Origin of the sequence: Kluyvera sp. 142486 (genome assembly GCF_046569695.1) — a bacterium.
GTDB lineage: Bacteria > Pseudomonadota > Gammaproteobacteria > Enterobacterales > Enterobacteriaceae > Kluyvera.
In genome coordinates, this window is the sequence record NZ_JBKHUI010000002.1 from 112,019 (window position 1) to 128,993 (window position 16,975).

Here is a 16,975-nt window from a genome sequence, read left to right on the forward strand (position 1 = left end):
TACAAATAAAAGGGGGATAGCCGGAGCGCAGAGCACGCTCCGGACAAGAGGTTAGCGGCTAAGCTGATGCGCGATGGCGCGCAGTTGCTCAGCAATCGCCTGCATATCTTTGCCCTGCTCCACTTTTGCCCCGGTGGAGTGGCGAACGACAAGACGAGCCGGAAGGATGGATGAAGTGCGCGACGAGGCATTATCGTCACTCTCCAGAATACGGCGTACTGCTTCTTTACCTTGTAAATCAAGGTCGAGCGAGACGGTGGTCAATGCCGGATAGAAGAACGAGCTTTCATAGGTGTCATCGTAACCAATCACCGATTTTTCACCGGGTATCGCCACCTGATGCTGATGGAACGCACTCAATACCCCCAGTGCCATCTGATCGTTACCCACCAGCAACGCCGAAAAATCCGGTGTCTCACGCAACATTTGCAGCGCGCAGGCGTAACCGCTTTGCGCATCCCAGTTCCCGTGCAGCACGGTGACAGGCTTCAGGCCGTAGCTGTTGAGGGTATCCAGCCAGCTCCTCAGACGCAGATTAGCCGAAACGGAACTCACCGGCCCGGCCAGGATAGCCATCTCACGATGCCCGGACTCATACAAATATTTCACGCTGGCACGCGTACCATCTGCCGGGTTAAACGAAACGTTATACACGGAGCTGTAGGGGTCAACGTCGAGGAAAAGGCAGACGATATCATCATTATCATCCGCGATTTTCTGCGCTGTTTCGGTCTCCAGTGGTACGTTAATAATGACTTTACTGACCAGCTGCGACTTCAGCTCATTGATTGAATCCTGAATGCTATGATTGACGCTCTCATCAATCATCGAAATCAGTACCTGATACCCCTCCAGATTTGCATAGCGTTTCACCGCCGCTGCGACCTGAGAAGGCGCGTGTAGCGCCAGAGAAGTAGTGACCAATCCAAGCGTCTGGCTGGTCTTGCCAACCAGTTGCTGTGCCAGTCTGTTTGGGACATAGCGGAGGACCTCAATGGATTTCTCCACCTTGTGGCGTGTGGCTTCGGATACATTGGCAGATTTATTGAGTACCCTGGACACAGTCTGGTAGGAGACGCCCGCATGGCGAGCAACATCTTCCAAAGTTGCGCTTTTAGACTTCATCGTCCGGTTCCTTATGTTGTTATCGCTAGATTGTAACAGGGGTCACCCCAAAAAACGTCTACCGACCTGACTCATGGCATACGATAACACAAAAAAGATACACGCTCACACACAAGCACAATCATAACCCTCTTACACAACTAGTCAGAAATGGCTAATTTATTTGCAGTTAATCACACATCGAGAATCAAATGTTTGCCTGTTTTTACATTTAGGCATTTTATTACACACGTTATGTGAACGTAATACAAAACAAAATGAGGATAACAATGAAAACTACCCTACGCACGCTTTCTATTGCGTTGGCTACTGCGCTGACTTCACCTTCACTGCTGGCCGCAACGTCAGTACCGATTGATTTCCATGGCTACCTCCGTTCCGGTGTGGGGGTTTCTGGCGATGGCGGAATGCAGGAATGGCAAAAAAATAAATTGGGTCGTCTGGGGAACGAAGCCGACACCTACGGTGAGCTGGAACTGGGTTCTGAGGTGTATAAGAAAAACGATGTCAGCTTCTACCTCGATTCGATGGTCAGCATGGTCTCCGATGGTTCAAACGATAACGAAACCACGTTTAACGACGATGCACAGTTTGGTCTGCGCCAGTTGAACCTGCAGATCAAAGGGCTTGTACCAGGCGATCCAAACGCGGTGATTTGGGGCGGTAAACGCTACTACCAGCGTCACGATCTGCACATCATTGATACCAAATACTGGAATATTTCCGGCTCCGGCGCCGGGATCGAAAACTACACAGTCGGCCCAGGCGCAGTGTCATTGGCCTGGATCCGCGGCGACGCCAACGATGTCGACTATCGCGTAGATGGCGATAACGATGTCAACATCAACTATATCGACCTTCGCTATGCAGGCTGGAAGCCATGGAGCGGTGCCTGGACTGAGTTCGGTATCGACTACGCCATGCCAAACCCAACCAACAAGCAGAAGGATTACGGCGGCCTGTATGATGCCGACAACGGCGTGATGCTGACCGGCGAAATCAGCCAGGATATGTTCGGCGGATACAACAAACTGGTGCTGCAGTATGCGAATAAAGGCCTGGCGCAGAACATGGTCTCCCAAGGCGGCGGTTGGTACGACATGTGGAACAACGTCAACGATGCTACTGGCTACCGCGTTATCAACACCGGTCTGATTCCTATTACCGACAAGTTCTCCTTAAACCACGTGCTGACCTATGGTTCAGCGGATGACACCACCGAATTCACCGATAAATCACGTCTGGTGTCGCTGGTCGGTCGTGCACAGTATCAGTTTACCGAGTACGTGCGCTTAATTGGCGAAGTGGGTGGTTTCTACCAGAAAGATTCTTACACCAACGGCACCAGCTATAAGCAGAGCGGCGAGAAATACACCATCGCGTTAGGCCTGGCGGACGGCCCAGACTTTATGTCTCGGCCGGAGCTGCGCGTATTTGCCTCTTACCTGAATGATTCCGAACAGGGCAATGCCTTTAACGATGGTACCGCCAGCGATACCTGGAACTTCGGCGTACAGGTGGAAGCCTGGTGGTAATGTGTTTATCTGACTGAGTCATTATTTTTGCATTAATTCTATCTTCTGTTATTGGCAACAATTTTACTCTTTGCCACTCCATCATTGTTTCTATCATCTGGCCTTTGGGATAACGCTATTATTGGGTTATCCCTTTTTTTATATTTAAGGAAATAAAAAACCCCGATATCAAACCGGGGCTTTTAATACAACACACCGTACCGTTAATTATTCCCAGCGAAATGTTCATCCAATAACTGGCGTAACGTATCGGACTGTTTGCCAAATATCGCGTGCACCTGCTGCCCCAGAATAATCACCCCCAACGCACCTTCATTCTGTAATGCCTGAGAATCAACAACCGCCAGATCTTTGACCGTGACGCGCAGGCGAGTAATACAGGCATCGACATTCTCAATATTACTCTGACCGCCAAAGGCGCTAATCAGACGCTGAATTTGCTGCTGCTCACCCTCGCTTAACGGCACCGACGGCTTGGGCTGGGAGAAGTAGTGCAGGAAAGATTTAAGGCTAACCATCATCGACGCTCCTTGGTTATCTACAGAGGTAAAAAAGCCTGCTCGGTTGAGCAGGCTATGGATCACAGCGGATTAAGCTTTACGACGAACGATACGACAGTCCCAGGGCTGAAGCACCTGTGCACCGCTGGCATCGGCACCCGTCGCGGCAAGCTCATAGCCTTCCGGCAGTGAGATAGTCTGCGTCTGCGCGGTAAAGTTCTGCACAAAGACAAAGGCGCTTTCACCGTCAGTTCGCGCCGTTGCGACCACGCCCGGCGGGAAGTCGCTTGCCACCGCACGCGGTAGCGCCAGGTCATCCATCAGTGAAGTGAAGAAATCACGCTGGAAGGCCAGATCGTTGCGAGACGCAATATGCCACGCTTTCCCCTTTCCAACGCTATTCACCGTCACCGCCGGGCGACCTGCGTAGAAATCATCACGATAGGAGGCCAGCGCCTGCGCCGTCTCAGTGTGAATCAGCTCGCACAGATGTCGCACCTGGTATGGCCCCTGCAGCCCAGCCATATTGCCCGCCAGACCCTGAATCTGATTACGTTCACCGTCGTCAAGGCAATCTATCTCTTCCGCCCAGATACCCAGTAGCTTACGCAGTGGGCCAGGGAAACCGCCGAGGTGGCACAGATCGCTCTCATTCACGATCCCCGTCCAGTAGGTGGTCACCAGATGGCCGCCGTTCGCTACAAAAGCTTCGGCGCGCTCGGCAAAGCCTTCGCGCACCATATACAGCATCGGTGCAATAACCAGCTGATAGGCGCTCAGATCACCGTCGGCATCAATAACATCGACCGCGACCCCTTGCTCCCAGAACGGGCGATAGTGCTCATTCACCGTCTGCTCATACTCCATGCCCTTGTTGCGCGGCCCCTGCGCATCATCCATAGCCCAGCGGCTCTGCTGGTCAAAGATAATGGCGACCTTCGCATCAGTGCGACAGCCGACAACGCCCGGCAGCTGGCTCAGAATACTCCCCAGCTTGCTGACCTCGCGACCCACGCGGGTATCAAGATGCCCCACGTGGTCAATAATCGCGCCGTGGAATTTCTCCACCGAACCGCGGCTCTTGCGCCACTGGAAGTACTGCACCGAATCCGCACCGTGGGCCACCGCCTGCAGCGAAGAAAGGATGTGCATACCCGGTTTTTTCAGCTTGCTGGTCGGCTGCCAGTTGGTCACGCTCGGCGTCGACTCCATCAGCACGAACGGCTTGCCGCCCTTCAGGGTGCGCATCATGTCGTGATACATCGCGGTATAGCAGGCCAGCGTAGTCTCGTCTTTATCGCGATGCCACATCGGGTAGCTATCCCATGAGATAAAGTCCAGCGGTTCGGCGAGCTGCGAATAATCGTAGTCGTAGAAATACTCCATAAAGTTGGTGGTCACCGGCAGATCCGGGTTTACCGCCTTTAACGGCGCGATTTCATGACGACAGAATTCGGTCACCTGCGCGGTGTTAAAGCGCCGCCAGTCGAGATTCAGACCATGAATAGAGACTTCACCATGCGGTGACGGCGACTCAATCTGCTGCCAGTCGGTGTAGGTGTGGCTCCAGAAGGTGCTCCACCAGGCATGGTTCAGGTTATCCAGCGTTTTGTAGCGCGCTTTCAGCCAGTCACGGAACTTCACCTGGCAGCGTGGGCAATGGCATTCACCGCCGTATTCGTTAGAGATATGCCAGCCCAGCACCGCCGGGTGCTGTGAATAACGTTCCGCCAACAGCGTGTTGATTTTCAGCGTTTTTTCACGATAAACCGGCGAAGTCATACAGTGGTTATGTCGGCCGCCGTGCAGCGCAGGCACCCGATCGCGCCCTACGCGCAGCACTTCCGGGTACGCTTTTGACATCCACGCAGGCCGCGCGCCGCTTGGCGTCGCTAAAAAGACGTGGATCCCCGCGGCATACAGTTTATCGATAACGTCGTCCAGCCAGCCAAACTCAAATACGCCCTCTTGCGGTTCAAGTTTGGCCCAGCTAAATATCCCCACCGACATGACATTACAATTTGCCTGCTGCATCATCGTAATATCCTGGTCGATAATACCGGGATAATTCTCCCACTGCTCCGGGTTATAATCTGCGCCATGCAATAACGCATTAACCTTTGGGCTCAAAGGCGGAAATTTTTGCATAATAAAATCCTGAAAAAGAGTGTTGCGAATTAATTAAATACTTTTACCGACGGCAGGACTTTTCCTTTGCAGTCAAATAAGGCCTGATTCTCGCGGGCATTACCTTCTTTCCATTCGTCATGGATATATTTCATGCCCGCTTTCGTGGCCCAGGTATTTCCCGGAACAGCAATCCAGGTAGGTTCCCAATAAAATATCCCTTTGCCACGATGGTCAGGGACATCAATAACGGCCTGCATTAAGTCATGAATATAGTTATATTGCCCCTGAACCGTCCCCGGATAGCCGCCGTCTTTCTCTTCTTTCGCCTGGAAGCTGTTTTCCGCGTTATCGCAGTTTTCCAGCGTGTAGCCGTAAGCGGCTTCGACCACAATGACATCTTTGTTGTAGCGTTTGCTGATGTCATCCATGTTGGCCTTCAGCGCGCTAATAGGGCCATTCCAGTAGGTGTACATCGACAGGCCAATCACATCATACGGCACGTTGCGTTTGCTGATTTCATCAAACCACCAGCGGAAGGTATCGTTTTTGGTGCCTTCAGCCAGATGAAGCATAATTTTAACCTGCTCACCGCCCTTCAGATTCTCTTTCAGCCCGGAAATCGCCGCATTCAGCAGGCCGGCTAAACGGTCAAACTCGCCGCCGCCCTGCCCCCAGCTTTTGCCTTCCGGCCAGAGAATCCCGCCGTTAATTTCGTTGCCAATCTGTACCATATCCGGCAGTACGCCCTCCTGCTTGAATCGAGCGATGGTGTCACGGGTATAGTCGTGAATCTCAGTTTTCAGCTGCGGGTAATCCATCTTCTCCCAGGCTTTTGGTTTGTACTGTTTGCCTGGGTCAGTCCAGAAATCGCTGTAGTGGAAGTCCAGCAGCAGCTTCATGCCCTGCGCTTTTGCCCGCTTCGCCAGCGCCAGCGTGCTGGCAAGATCGTTATCACCGCCGCCGTACGCCTTACCGTCGGCATCTTTCGGGTCAACCCACAGGCGCAGACGAACATAGTTCACGCCGTTGGCTTTAAGAATAGCCAGCGCGTCCTGCTGCTGGTTTTGTTCGTTGTAGAAACGGGCGCCGTGCTTCTCAGCATCCAGCAGCGTCGAGATATCGGCCCCTTTAATAAAATCCGCTGGCATGGCGTTAAACGGCTTCGTTTGCAGCGTCTCAGCCGCCAGCAAAGAGGCGGAAAAACTACAGGAGAGACAAACAGCAAGCAGAGCGGGTGCAAATCTTTTCATGTGGTTATCCTTTGGTGCTGCCGGAGGTCAGGCCGGACACGAAGTATTTCTGTAATGCCAGATAGAGAATCGCCACCGGTACGGCAATCAGCACGGCTCCTGCCGCGTAGGTGGTGTAGCTGGCGCCCATTTTTTGCGCCACCAGGTTGTATAACCCGATAGGCAGCGTGTATTTATCCGGCGTACGCAGGATGGTGCTGGAGAGGATGAAATCCCCCAGCGGGCCGGTGAAGGAGAACAGCGCCACCACCGCCACAATCGGCTTCGACAGCGGCATGATGATTTCAATGAAGATGCGGAAGTTACTGGCCCCGTCCATGCGGGCGGACTCATCGAGATCTTTAGGGATCGCGTCGAGATAGCCCTTCATCAGATAGGTATTCATCGGGATCATCCCCGCCACGTAGATCAGCACCAGCGCGAAGTGGCTATTGATCAACCCCAGCAGTTGGGAGAGCACGAAAATAGCAATCAGCGCGGAAAACTGCGGGATCATCTGCAGCAGTAAAAACAGCATCAGCCCGTTCTGACGCCCTTTAAAACGGAAGCGTGAAAACGCATAGGCGGTAAAGCTGACGCTAATCAGCGTTAGCACCATGGTCAGGAAACTGATTTTCATCGAGTTCCAGTACCAGGTCATGTAGTTCACCTGGCCGTTAAACAGGTCGGCGTAGTGTTGGAACGACAGGTTTTCCGGAATAATCGACGTACTCAGCAGGCTGTTCCCGGCGTTGAGCGACGCGCCAATAGTCCAGATCAGCGGGTAAATAATGATGGTGGAAACCAGCACGATAACCAGCCAGGAGAGCGACAGCCGCACCCATTTTTCACGTTTAATACTTTGTGATTTAGCCATGTGATTCCCTTACGCCATATCGTCGTTTTTGAAAGATTTCGTGGCGCGGAACTGCCACAGCGCCAGACCGACGACAAAAATCGACAGCAGTATGGTAATGGTCGCCGCAATGGCGTACTGGGAAGAGGACATGGTCAGCTTATAGATCCACGATACCAGAATATCCGTACCGCCCGCGTTCGACCCGGCCACCGCCGGCCCACCGTTGTTAAACAGGTAGATGATGTTGAAGTTGTTAAAGTTGAAGGTGTATTGCGTGATGATGATTGGCGCAATCGAGTAGAGCACCAGCGGCAGCGTAATCGTGCGCAGCTTGGTCGTCGTGCTGGCACCGTCCATCGTTGCCGCCTCGTAGAGATCGTCAGGTATCGCCTGCAATACCCCGGTGGTCATCGCAAACACAAACGGGAAACCAAGCCAGGTCTGCATCATAATCAGCGCGGTTTTGGTCCAGAATGGGTCGGTCATCCACGCTTTTGGGCTGATCCCAAAGAACGACAGAATGGCATTGTTAATGACGCCAAACGAGTCGTTGAACATTCCGGCAAATACCAGAATGGTGACAAAGCCCGGCACCGCCCACGGCAGAATGAAGATCGTGCGGATAAGCGGTTTAAAGCGCAGATCTTTCTGGTTCACCAGAATCGCCAGCAGCACGCCCACGGTGCATTGCAGCGTGGTGGCCAGCAGCGTCCAGACTACCGTCCACTGCAGCACGTCGAAGAAGGTCGAGCGCCAGATGGAGAGCGTGAAAATATTGACGAAGTTCTTCAGCCCCACCCAGTCCACCAGCTTTGCCGGCGGCGTGTGGTAAAGGTTGTAGTTGGTAAAGGCGATAGAGAACCCAAACAGAATCGGGAAAATCACCACGAACACCAGCAGGATGAATCCTGGGGTGATCATTAAATAGGGAAAGCCATCGCTCAGCAGCATCTGATACTGTTTACGCACGCTGTTCAGCTGCTGGCCCTCATCACGCTTCTTCCCGTTCGTCCACGCATCGCGCAGGGAGAGATAATAAATAGTGACGCCAAAGCCGATAATCAGCACGCTGATGATCCCTTCGGCTAACAGGAAGATGGAGTTATCGCGCGGAACCTCCTCTCCCAGCGTGTACAGCCCCCACAGTCCTTCGCTCAGGAAGTCGTAAAACACGCCTATAAAGCTGCTAAGCAGCACCAGGAAGATAAGTCCCTTCAGCCACTGGCGGTGATAAAACTGGCCAAAGCCAGGCACAATGGCCAACAGCAGGCCGCACCACGCATGGCGTCCGGCCCCCTGTGCTCTGTTTACATTTTCGCTGGGATTGATAATCACACACGGCTCCTTCTGAAAACGGGAGGTCCCCCTCCCGTCCGTGACGTCAGTGCTTACTGGTTACTCGCCTGCATGGCTTCGATCTGCATTTTGATCTGTTTTTCGGCGTTATCGAGCGCGGCCTTCGGCTCTTGCTTGCCGGTCAGGCTCAGCTCAAGCGCAGCGTTGGCAGGACCCCACACTTCACCCATCTCTGGGATCCCCGGCATCGCCGTGGCGCGGGCAGCCTGCACCGCAACGGCGCTGGCTTTCTCATCATTCTTGATAATCGGATCGTCAATCATCGCCTTCTGCGGCGGGATTTCACGCGTCGCGATATAGCGCGTTTTCACGTACTGCGGCTGGTTGATAAATTCGATGAACTTCTGCGCCATCGCTTTATCTTTACTCCAGGTCGACACCACGTAGCCCTTCACGCCAAGGAAGGAGCTCATCGGTTTGCCGTCCGGCAGGTTTGGCAACGGCGCCACGCCGTAGTTGATGCCCGCCGCTTCATACGGCTGGAAGGCCCACGGCCCGTTGATCACCGCCGCCGCTTTCTTCTCGGTGAACAGCGAGTCGATAGCATTCAGGCCGTTGTCACCGATAATCCCCGACGGGAAAATCTTGTCGGCATAGAATTTCTTCAGGTAAGTGACCGCTTCTACCGCACCCGGCTTGTTCAGGCCAACGTCCTGGGCGTTGTAGCCACCTTTGCTGTTATCGCCAAAGATGTAGCCACCCATCGGGCCAATCGCCCCCCAGCTGTAATAAATCTGGTCGAACTTGGCGAGCAGGCCGTATTTATTCTGCGCACGTTGGCTTTTCGAGTAGTCGTACCATTCCGGGAGGCTGGCTAACGGCTTATCGATTAAATCTTTGTTGTAAATCAGCACCAGCGTTTCGACCGCCTTCGGCACGCCATACAGAGCGTTGTCCATACGAAAAGCGTTAATTGACGCAGGGGTAAACTCATCAATCTGCTTCTGGTCGAGCTTAATCGGCGCCAGCAGTCCCTGAACCACCGCCCCACCGAGCTGATCGTTTGGAATGACCAGTACGTCCGGGCCAATCCCCGCCGGGCCATCAAGACGAAGCTTTTCCAGCTGCTGCGCGTAAGGCATCTCCTGCACGTTGACCTTAACGTCGTACTGTTTTTCGAAATCGGCGATGGCATCCTTAATTCCGGCAGATTTCTTTATGTCTTCCCAGACGTTAAGCTGCGTAGCCGCATGAGCCTGCAGGCTAATCAACTGCCCCGCGGCCAGAGTGGTAAGGATAAGTGCGGCAATGGTGTTCTTTTTCATTATCAACCTCATGTGAAGGTGTAACAATTTATCGTTTTTAACTACAGGGTACAGCATGATTTGACGCTTATAATGCTTGCTTTGCAAAGGGTCACTCAGTTTTTTACGTTTTGTTATACGCTACGCTTTGAGTGATGATAAAACCACTGACAACTGCGAGTTGTGTGATCGTCATTGCAGAAATGAAACATCGATATAGGGCGCATAAATAGCGGAAGTTATAGTCGCATCATGATTTTCACGCTGTTGAGCATCGTTTAGCCAGATTGTCATACGTAATACACAAATGACATTCAACGGCCCTCATCCCAACGGCAGGCAAAGGTTAATAACTTCGGGGAACGTCGATGTCTAATATCCGACTGAGGAATGTCACGAAACGCTTTGGCAGCACCGTCACGCTGCATAATGTCAATCTCGATATTGAAGACGGCGAATTTGCCGTGTTTGTTGGCCCGTCCGGCTGCGGTAAGTCGACGCTGCTACGTATGATTGCCGGGCTGGAAGAGGTCAGCGACGGTGAAGTACTGATCGGCGACGAAGTCATGAACGATGTTGCGCCATCCCATCGCGGCGTGGCAATGGTGTTCCAGTCTTACGCGCTCTACCCCCATATGACCGTCGCGGAGAACATGGGCTACGGCCTGAAGGTCAACAAAGTGCCGAAAGAGGAGATTCGCCGGCAGGTAGAGATGGTGGCCAAAACGCTGCAGCTTTCACACCTGCTGGACCGTAAGCCAAAGCAGCTTTCCGGCGGCCAGCGTCAGCGCGTGGCTATTGGCCGTGCCATTGTGCGTAACCCGCGCGTCTTTATGTTCGATGAACCGCTGTCAAACCTCGATGCCGAACTGCGCGTGGATATGCGCCTGCACATTGCGCGCCTGCACCAGGAGCTGAAAACCACCATGGTGTATGTTACCCACGATCAGGTCGAAGCGATGACGCTGGCCGATAAAATCGTGGTGATGAACTACGGTAAGGTGGAGCAAATGGGCTCACCGATGGATCTCTACTACAACCCGATCAACAAATTCGTCGCCGGTTTTATCGGCTCACCGAAGATGAACTTCCTGCCCGCCACCGTCGCCGAGTGGCAGCCAGGTTCCTTGACCGTGAACCTGGCCCAGCAGCATACGCTGACCCTGGCGATAGAGACCGCCCCGCTCACGCCGGGTGCCACCGTGACCCTGGGTATTCGCCCGGAACACCTCTCTACCGATACCAGCCGCGGTACGGTACTGGCCTTTAACTGTGAAGTGGTCGAACGTCTTGGCAACAACACCTATCTCTTCGGTCAGTGTTACGGTCACGACAACGTGAAAATCCTGCTGCCGGGGGATGTCCACTTCCGCCCGTGGCAGCAAATTGACCTCGCTTTCGACAATCAGCACTGCATGATCTTCGACGAAGACGGTCTGCGCATCAGCGCCGATATTGCCGCCCCTAATCAGCATTAATCCCCCGCCTTCCGCGCACGGCCTGCCGCCGTGCGCTTTAGCTAATTTTCGCAAAAGCTCAGACCCCTACTCCGTCATAAATTAGAAAATAACGTTATTGGTCGAGCCCTTCGCCATCAGGCAGGCTGTCGTTATCAATCCGACGGAGATATCCCATGCAGCGCTGTTGTTGTCATCCCGCATTTGCACCACCCCAACATTACGGCATTTATCTGCAAAATGGAGAGTTCAATGAGTCTGACCACCCTGCCCATTCTCAGCCTGGCGCGCTACCACCAGCCGTCTGAACGCGCTGAGTTTCTGCTGGCGCTTCGCCACGCCGCCCGCGACGTTGGCTTTTTCTACCTGACCGAGCATGGTATCAACGATGCCCTTCAGCAGTCGCTGCAGTCAGAATCACGCCGCTTCTTTGCCCTGTCCGACGAACAAAAACAGCAGGTGGCGATGATCCACTCCCCGCACTTTCGCGGCTATAACCGCAGCGCTGCCGAGCTAACGCGCGGACAGCCTGACTGGCGGGAACAGTTTGATATCGGGGCCGAACGCCAGGCCGTTTCACTGCGAGAGCACGACCCGCGCTGGCTTCAGCTGCAGGGCCCTAACCTGTGGCCTGAGGCACTGCCGTCCCTGCGCCCGGTACTGCTGCAGTGGCAGCGCTCGATGACCGAGATGGCAATGACGCTGCTGCGCGCCTTTGCTGAGGCGCTCCAGCTGCCGCCCGAGGCGTTTGACACCCTATACGGCCAAAAGCCCAACGAACATATCAAGCTGATCCGCTATCCCGGCCAGCAGGAGACGCAAAACAGTACCCAGGGCGTGGGGGCGCATAAAGACTCCGGTTTCTTGAGCTTCCTGTTGCAGGACGACCAGCAAGGGCTGCAGGTGGAGGTCAGCGACGGCCAGTGGATTGACGCCAAACCGCTGCCCGGCAGCTTTGTGGTCAATATTGGCGAGCTGCTTGAGCTGGCAACCAACGGCTACCTGCGTGCCACCGTTCACCGCGTTGTCTCACCGCCGGCCAACAAGCAGCGCCTCTCCATCGCCTTCTTCTTAGGCGCGCAGCTGGACGCCGTGGTGCCGGTTTACTCTCTGCCGGAACCGCTAGCGCGAGAAGCCAACGGCCCGCAAAGCGACCCGCAGAATCCGCTGCTGCGCGACGTGGGCTGGAACTACCTGAAAGGCCGACTGCGCTCTCACCCGGACGTGGCGGAACGCTATTACCGTGATGTGCTGCGCGCGCGCAGTGAACAGCTGATTGCCTGATAACCATTAAAACAAGGAACACACCATGAAACATGCCGCATTCAAACTGGCAGGGGTTGCACTATCTCTTTCTCTGGCCTGGAGCGCATCTGCCGCGCCGCTGCGTATCGCCGCCGACCCGGTACCACACGCGGAAATTCTCAACTTTATTAAAAAGCAGGACCCGAAACTGGATCTGAAAATTGTCGAACTGACCAGCGGTGTTAACGCCAACGAACTGCTGGCCAACGGCGACGTCGATGCCAACTACTTCCAGCACGTGCCGTATCTGAAAGATCAGGAAAAGGCGCTGGGCAAAACCTTTGCCGTTGCTGCCACGGTGCACATCGAGCCGCTGGGGATCTATTCGCACAAACATAAAGATCTGCAATCGCTGCCGGAAGGGGCGACCGTCGCGGTACCGAATAACACCACCAACCTGAGCCGTGCGCTGTTCCTGTTGCAAAGCAAAGGGTTGATTAAGCTGGCAGCGAAGTTTACTGACCCGGCGACAACGCTCGCCACACCGAAAGATATCGCCGAAAACCCGCATAAACTGAAGATCCTCGAAGTGGAATCGCCGCAGATCCCACGCTCGCTGGACGACGTTGACCTGGCGGTGATCAACGGCAACTACGCGCTGGAGGCAGGGCTGAATCCGGCCAAAGATTCGCTGGGGCTGGAGAGCGCCACGCATAACCCGTACGCCAATATTCTGGTGACGACCCCGCAGCTGGCCAACGATCCGCGCATCAAACAACTCGCCAAAGACCTGACTTCGCCGCAGGTGGCGGACTTTATTCGCCAGCACTACAACGGCTCGGTGATCCCGGTTAGCGCGCCGCAGTCATGATCGTCATAGAAGGGCTGAGCAAGCAGTATGCCGGAAGCGGCCACCCGGCACTCAACGACGTTTCGTTTACCGTTCCCAAGGGGGCTATTTACGGCATTCTTGGGCGGAGCGGCGCGGGTAAAAGCACCCTGATTCGCTGTCTGAACTTACTGGAGCGGCCCAGCGCGGGCCGTATCCTGTTCAACGGGGAAAATATCGTGCAGTACGACAAGGCGCAGCTTCGCGCCCATCGTCTGCGCACCGGCATGATTTTTCAGCACTTCAACCTGCTACACGCCCGCAGCGTTGCCGACAACGTTGCCGTGCCGCTGGAAATAGCCGGCGTCCCGAAAGCGCAGCGCCAGCAGCGCGTGGCGGAACTGCTCGCACTGGTCGGGCTTGGCGATAAAGCCAACGCCTTCCCTTCCCAGCTTTCCGGCGGGCAAAAGCAGCGCGTAGGCATTGCCCGCGCGCTGGCCGCAGATCCCGACGTGCTGCTGTGCGATGAGGCCACCAGCGCACTGGACGCCGAAACCACCGCCAGCGTACTGGCGCTGCTGGAGACGATAAACCGTCAGCTAGGGCTGACCATTGTGCTGATCACCCATCAACTTGAAGTGGTCAAGAACCTTTGCGATCACGCGGCGCTTCTGGAAGGTGGGGAGTTACAGGAAAGCGGCAAAATCGCCGACCTGCTGGCCTCCCCCTGGTCACGCCTGCGGGAGATTTTACTGGGGGACGGTGATGAAGAGCGCCGCTTCCTCGCCCGCCACGGCATTGAAGGGAGACACCTATGCATAGTCGCATGAGCTGGGAAGATTTATGGCCGCTGCTGGTCGACGGCACGCTGGATACGCTGTACATGGTGGGGTTCGCCACCCTGTTTACCGTCTTAATCGGCCTGCCGCTGGGCGTGCTGCTGTTTCTCTCCCGCCGCCAGGGGATTGTCCCCATGCCACGCCTCAATGCAGTGCTGGGAGCGATTATCAACACCGGGCGTTCGCTGCCGTTTATCGTGCTGCTGATTGCCCTTATCCCCTTCACCCGTCTGCTGGTTGGCACCACGCTCGGCAGCACGGCGGCCATTGTGCCGATTACCATCGGGGCGTTTCCTTTCTTTGCTCGCCTGACTGAAAGCGCGCTGGATGAGGTGGACTACGGGCGCATTGAAGCGGTGCTGTCGATGGGCGGCAATGCCTGGCACGTGGTAAGCAAAGCGCTGCTGCCCGAAGCGCTTCCGGCGCTGCTGGCAGGTACCACGCTGACTATCGTCATGCTGATTGGCTTTTCATCTATGGCGGGGGTCATCGGCGGCGGCGGGCTGGGTGATTTAGCCATTCGCTACGGCTATCAACGGTTTAACGACCAGATAATGATCGGCACGGTGCTCATTCTGGTCCTGATGGTGCAGGGTGTGCAGATGGGAGGTGACAGGTTAGTCCGCGCGTTAGCACACCGCCGATAATTCAAGATAATTCTGATGGAGCGGGAGATTTCACGTAATAAGCATAAGAAATGTCGAGTATACTTGTACTACTTTGCCCCAGAAAAGGACTGGCAGTGACAACTCGACACCTGATCGGTCTGATAACCGGTGTGCTGATTATGGCGATTCTCCTGCCTATCCTGCTGAGCATCTGGCTTGCCCAGCGGGAAGCGCATCGGCAGTTTATCACCGAGCAGGAAACCTACGCATCGCGGGTCCTCATACGTACCGAGCAGGTTATGGATCAAGCCAAAGGGGCGCTACGGCAGATGGATACCCTGAAGGATACGGGCTGCAGCCCAGCGCATCTCCAGGAAATGCGCCGCCTCTCCTACTCGTGGCGCTATATTCAGGAAGTGCTCTATCTTGATGGGCTGACAACCAGGTGTTCCTCGCTCGAGAACGCCGGGAAGCCGTTCACCTTCCCGGAGCCCGACCGTATTATCCCATCCGGCTATCGTGCCTGGTACACCGAGCGTAACGATCTCGGTATTCACCGCTATATGGCCGCTTTCGCCTCCGATCACCATATGGTGATTATCGACCCCGTCTCGTTTATCGACGTTATCCCGTTCAGCAACTCGAAAACTCAGGTGGCGCTTATCAGCACCCATAACAGCCGGGTGCTCGCCAGCAGCGCACCGCTGGACCAACATGCCTGGCAGCAAATTCAGCTGCAGCATCTGGAGACGCTGACCAAAGACAACGTCGTTTATACGGTACGACAGTATCCCGACCTGCAGGTGTCGATCATGACCTGGTCTTCAACCCTGCCGCTGTCAGAGCGCCTGCGCCACCAGTTGCTGCTGTGGGTTCCGGCAGGCATGCTGTTGAGCCTGCTGGCAAGCTGGCTGATTTTCCAGGTGCTGCGCCGTTTGCAGTCACCGCGTCAGCGTATGCTCGATGCGCTGAACAATGCCGGGATTACGGTCGACTACCAGCCGATTGTGTCGCTAGCCGATGGCAAAGTGGTGGGATGTGAAGCGCTGGCGCGCTGGAAGCAACCGGACGGCAGCTATCTGTCACCGGAGATTTTTATTCCGCTTGCCGAACAGACCGGGCTGATTACACACCTGACCGAAAACGTGGTGAAATCGGTGTTCCGCGATCTCGGCAAATGGCTCAGCCTGCACCCGGATCAACACGTCTCCATCAACCTCTCCGTCGCCGACTTTCACTCCGTGATGCTCCAGACGTTGCTGCACCAGCAGATGCGAATCTGGCACGTACAGCCGCAGCAAATTGCCCTCGAATTAACTGAACGCGGCTTTGCTGACCCGAAAACCACGCTGCCGGCGATGTCCGCCTACCGCAAGGCCGGGCACGCCATCTATATCGATGACTTCGGCACCGGCTACTCCAGCCTCCGCTACTTGCAGGACCTTGAGGTCGATACCTTAAAGCTTGATAAATCCTTCGTTGATGCACTGGAATACGCCCAGGTGACGCCATACATCATTGAGATGGCGAAAACCCTGCAGTTGAACGTGGTAGCGGAAGGGATTGAGAGCCCCTGCCAGGAGAAGTGGCTGCGCGAGCACGGCGTGCAGTTTGGACAGGGCTGGCTTTACAGCAAGGCCCTGCCGAAAGAGGCGTTTATTATCTGGGCGGAAAACAACCTGCGGGCGCACGCTACTTCAGATAGGACTTAATCACCTGCATCACCACCTCGAGGTCGGCTTCGCGCTGGCCCTCTTCGGGCTCTTTGACCACGTGATCGGTAAGATGGCCCTGAATCACCTGCAGCATCATGCCGTTGACAGCCCCGCGAATCGCCGCCAGCTGCTGTAGCACCTCCGCGCACTCGTGCTCGCGATTGAGCATTTTCTCAAGCGCAACGCTCTGCCCCTGAATTTTCTTCAGACGCGTCAATAACATCTTCTTGTGACGAACGGTATGTGACATGGCCGGGATCCTGTTCTTAACTCCTGCGCAAGCATACCACGCGCGGCTATCACT

Annotated in this window: 15 protein-coding genes; 7 read left to right on the forward strand and 8 right to left on the reverse strand. The window is 55.0% G+C overall.

Going from position 1 to position 16,975, the window contains the following annotated elements; all coding sequences use genetic code 11:
• Positions 1–51 precede the first annotated feature (51 nt).
• A complete protein-coding gene (locus ACLGE8_RS02780) occupies positions 52–1,125 on the reverse strand; it encodes a LacI family DNA-binding transcriptional regulator (RefSeq protein ID WP_410996268.1) in 1,074 nt (357 codons plus the stop codon).
• 269 nt (positions 1,126–1,394) lie between these two features.
• On the opposite strand from ACLGE8_RS02780, the gene ACLGE8_RS02785 reads away from it, so the two are divergent.
• The gene (locus ACLGE8_RS02785; RefSeq protein WP_410996270.1) at positions 1,395–2,660 is read left to right on the forward strand and encodes a maltoporin; all 1,266 of its coding nucleotides are present in this window, start codon (positions 1,395–1,397) and stop codon (positions 2,658–2,660) included.
• 203 nt (positions 2,661–2,863) lie between these two features.
• Here ACLGE8_RS02785 and ACLGE8_RS02790 read toward each other — a convergent pair whose 3' ends face one another.
• The 6 genes from ACLGE8_RS02790 to ACLGE8_RS02815 form a co-directional block, all read right to left on the reverse strand.
• Positions 2,864–3,178 carry a glucose PTS transporter subunit EIIB gene (locus ACLGE8_RS02790; protein WP_410996623.1) on the reverse strand — a complete coding sequence of 105 codons (315 nt, stop codon included), beginning with the start codon at positions 3,176–3,178 and terminating at the stop codon, positions 2,864–2,866.
• A 72-nt stretch (positions 3,179–3,250) separates the two neighbouring features.
• Entirely contained in the window at positions 3,251–5,308 is a 2,058-nt protein-coding gene (locus ACLGE8_RS02795) for a beta-galactosidase (protein WP_410996272.1), read from the reverse strand.
• Between the two features lie 29 nt (positions 5,309–5,337).
• Complete coding sequence (locus tag ACLGE8_RS02800; protein WP_410996274.1) at positions 5,338–6,540, reverse strand: arabinogalactan endo-beta-1,4-galactanase; 1,203 nt, start codon at positions 6,538–6,540, stop codon at positions 5,338–5,340.
• 4 nt (positions 6,541–6,544) lie between these two features.
• A complete protein-coding gene (locus ACLGE8_RS02805) occupies positions 6,545–7,396 on the reverse strand; it encodes a sugar ABC transporter permease (RefSeq protein WP_035891868.1) in 852 nt (283 codons plus the stop codon).
• Positions 7,397–7,405: 9 nt separating this feature from the next.
• Positions 7,406–8,713: a carbohydrate ABC transporter permease gene (locus ACLGE8_RS02810; RefSeq protein ID WP_410996276.1), complete on the reverse strand. Its 1,308-nt coding sequence runs from the start codon at positions 8,711–8,713 to the stop codon at positions 7,406–7,408.
• A 53-nt stretch (positions 8,714–8,766) separates the two neighbouring features.
• Positions 8,767–9,999 (reverse strand): extracellular solute-binding protein, encoded by a 1,233-nt coding sequence (locus ACLGE8_RS02815; protein ID WP_410996278.1) that lies wholly within the window; start codon positions 9,997–9,999, stop codon positions 8,767–8,769.
• Positions 10,000–10,346: 347 nt separating this feature from the next.
• Here ACLGE8_RS02815 and ACLGE8_RS02820 point away from each other — a divergent pair, with 347 nt between their 5' ends.
• The 6 genes from ACLGE8_RS02820 (at position 10,347) to ACLGE8_RS02845 (ending at position 16,668) form a co-directional block, all read left to right on the forward strand.
• Positions 10,347–11,456: an ABC transporter ATP-binding protein gene (locus ACLGE8_RS02820; RefSeq protein ID WP_410996280.1), complete on the forward strand. Its 1,110-nt coding sequence runs from the start codon at positions 10,347–10,349 to the stop codon at positions 11,454–11,456.
• Between the two features lie 231 nt (positions 11,457–11,687).
• Entirely contained in the window at positions 11,688–12,719 is a 1,032-nt protein-coding gene (locus ACLGE8_RS02825) for an isopenicillin N synthase family dioxygenase (RefSeq protein WP_410996282.1), read from the forward strand.
• A gap of 25 nt (positions 12,720–12,744) precedes the next feature.
• On the forward strand, positions 12,745–13,551 hold the full coding sequence (locus tag ACLGE8_RS02830; RefSeq protein ID WP_410996284.1) for a MetQ/NlpA family ABC transporter substrate-binding protein: 807 nt from the start codon (positions 12,745–12,747) through the stop codon (positions 13,549–13,551).
• A complete protein-coding gene (locus ACLGE8_RS02835) occupies positions 13,548–14,339 on the forward strand; it encodes a methionine ABC transporter ATP-binding protein (protein ID WP_410996286.1) in 792 nt (263 codons plus the stop codon). Before ACLGE8_RS02830 ends, ACLGE8_RS02835 begins: the two co-directional genes overlap by 4 nt.
• On the forward strand, positions 14,336–14,995 hold the full coding sequence (locus ACLGE8_RS02840; protein ID WP_333495321.1) for a methionine ABC transporter permease: 660 nt from the start codon (positions 14,336–14,338) through the stop codon (positions 14,993–14,995). The genes ACLGE8_RS02835 and ACLGE8_RS02840 overlap by 4 nt, the downstream gene beginning before the upstream one ends.
• 95 nt (positions 14,996–15,090) lie before the next feature.
• Complete coding sequence (locus tag ACLGE8_RS02845; protein ID WP_410996288.1) at positions 15,091–16,668, forward strand: EAL domain-containing protein; 1,578 nt, start codon at positions 15,091–15,093, stop codon at positions 16,666–16,668.
• Here ACLGE8_RS02845 and ACLGE8_RS02850 read toward each other — a convergent pair.
• A complete protein-coding gene (locus ACLGE8_RS02850; protein WP_185667125.1) occupies positions 16,649–16,921 on the reverse strand; it encodes a metal-sensing transcriptional repressor in 273 nt (90 codons plus the stop codon). The genes ACLGE8_RS02845 and ACLGE8_RS02850 overlap by 20 nt on opposite strands.
• Positions 16,922–16,975: the final 54 nt, after the last annotated feature.

What these genes read in the sequence shown, in the direction of transcription:
- ACLGE8_RS02780 (WP_410996268.1), bottom strand. Translation starts at nt 1,125, where the DNA reads ATGAAGTCTAAAAGCGCAACTTTGGAAGATGTTGCTCGCCATGCGGGC.
- ACLGE8_RS02785 (WP_410996270.1), top strand. Translation starts at nt 1,395, where the DNA reads ATGAAAACTACCCTACGCACGCTTTCTATTGCGTTGGCTACTGCGCTG.
- ACLGE8_RS02790 (WP_410996623.1), bottom strand. Translation starts at nt 3,178, where the DNA reads ATGGTTAGCCTTAAATCTTTCCTGCACTACTTCTCCCAGCCCAAGCCG.
- ACLGE8_RS02795 (WP_410996272.1), bottom strand. Translation starts at nt 5,308, where the DNA reads ATGCAAAAATTTCCGCCTTTGAGCCCAAAGGTTAATGCGTTATTGCAT.
- ACLGE8_RS02800 (WP_410996274.1), bottom strand. Translation starts at nt 6,540, where the DNA reads ATGAAAAGATTTGCACCCGCTCTGCTTGCTGTTTGTCTCTCCTGTAGT.
- ACLGE8_RS02805 (WP_035891868.1), bottom strand. Translation starts at nt 7,396, where the DNA reads ATGGCTAAATCACAAAGTATTAAACGTGAAAAATGGGTGCGGCTGTCG.
- ACLGE8_RS02815 (WP_410996278.1), bottom strand. Translation starts at nt 9,999, where the DNA reads ATGAAAAAGAACACCATTGCCGCACTTATCCTTACCACTCTGGCCGCG.
- ACLGE8_RS02820 (WP_410996280.1), top strand. Translation starts at nt 10,347, where the DNA reads ATGTCTAATATCCGACTGAGGAATGTCACGAAACGCTTTGGCAGCACC.
- ACLGE8_RS02825 (WP_410996282.1), top strand. Translation starts at nt 11,688, where the DNA reads ATGAGTCTGACCACCCTGCCCATTCTCAGCCTGGCGCGCTACCACCAG.
- ACLGE8_RS02830 (WP_410996284.1), top strand. Translation starts at nt 12,745, where the DNA reads ATGAAACATGCCGCATTCAAACTGGCAGGGGTTGCACTATCTCTTTCT.
- ACLGE8_RS02835 (WP_410996286.1), top strand. Translation starts at nt 13,548, where the DNA reads ATGATCGTCATAGAAGGGCTGAGCAAGCAGTATGCCGGAAGCGGCCAC.
- ACLGE8_RS02840 (WP_333495321.1), top strand. Translation starts at nt 14,336, where the DNA reads ATGAGCTGGGAAGATTTATGGCCGCTGCTGGTCGACGGCACGCTGGAT.
- ACLGE8_RS02850 (WP_185667125.1), bottom strand. Translation starts at nt 16,921, where the DNA reads ATGTCACATACCGTTCGTCACAAGAAGATGTTATTGACGCGTCTGAAG.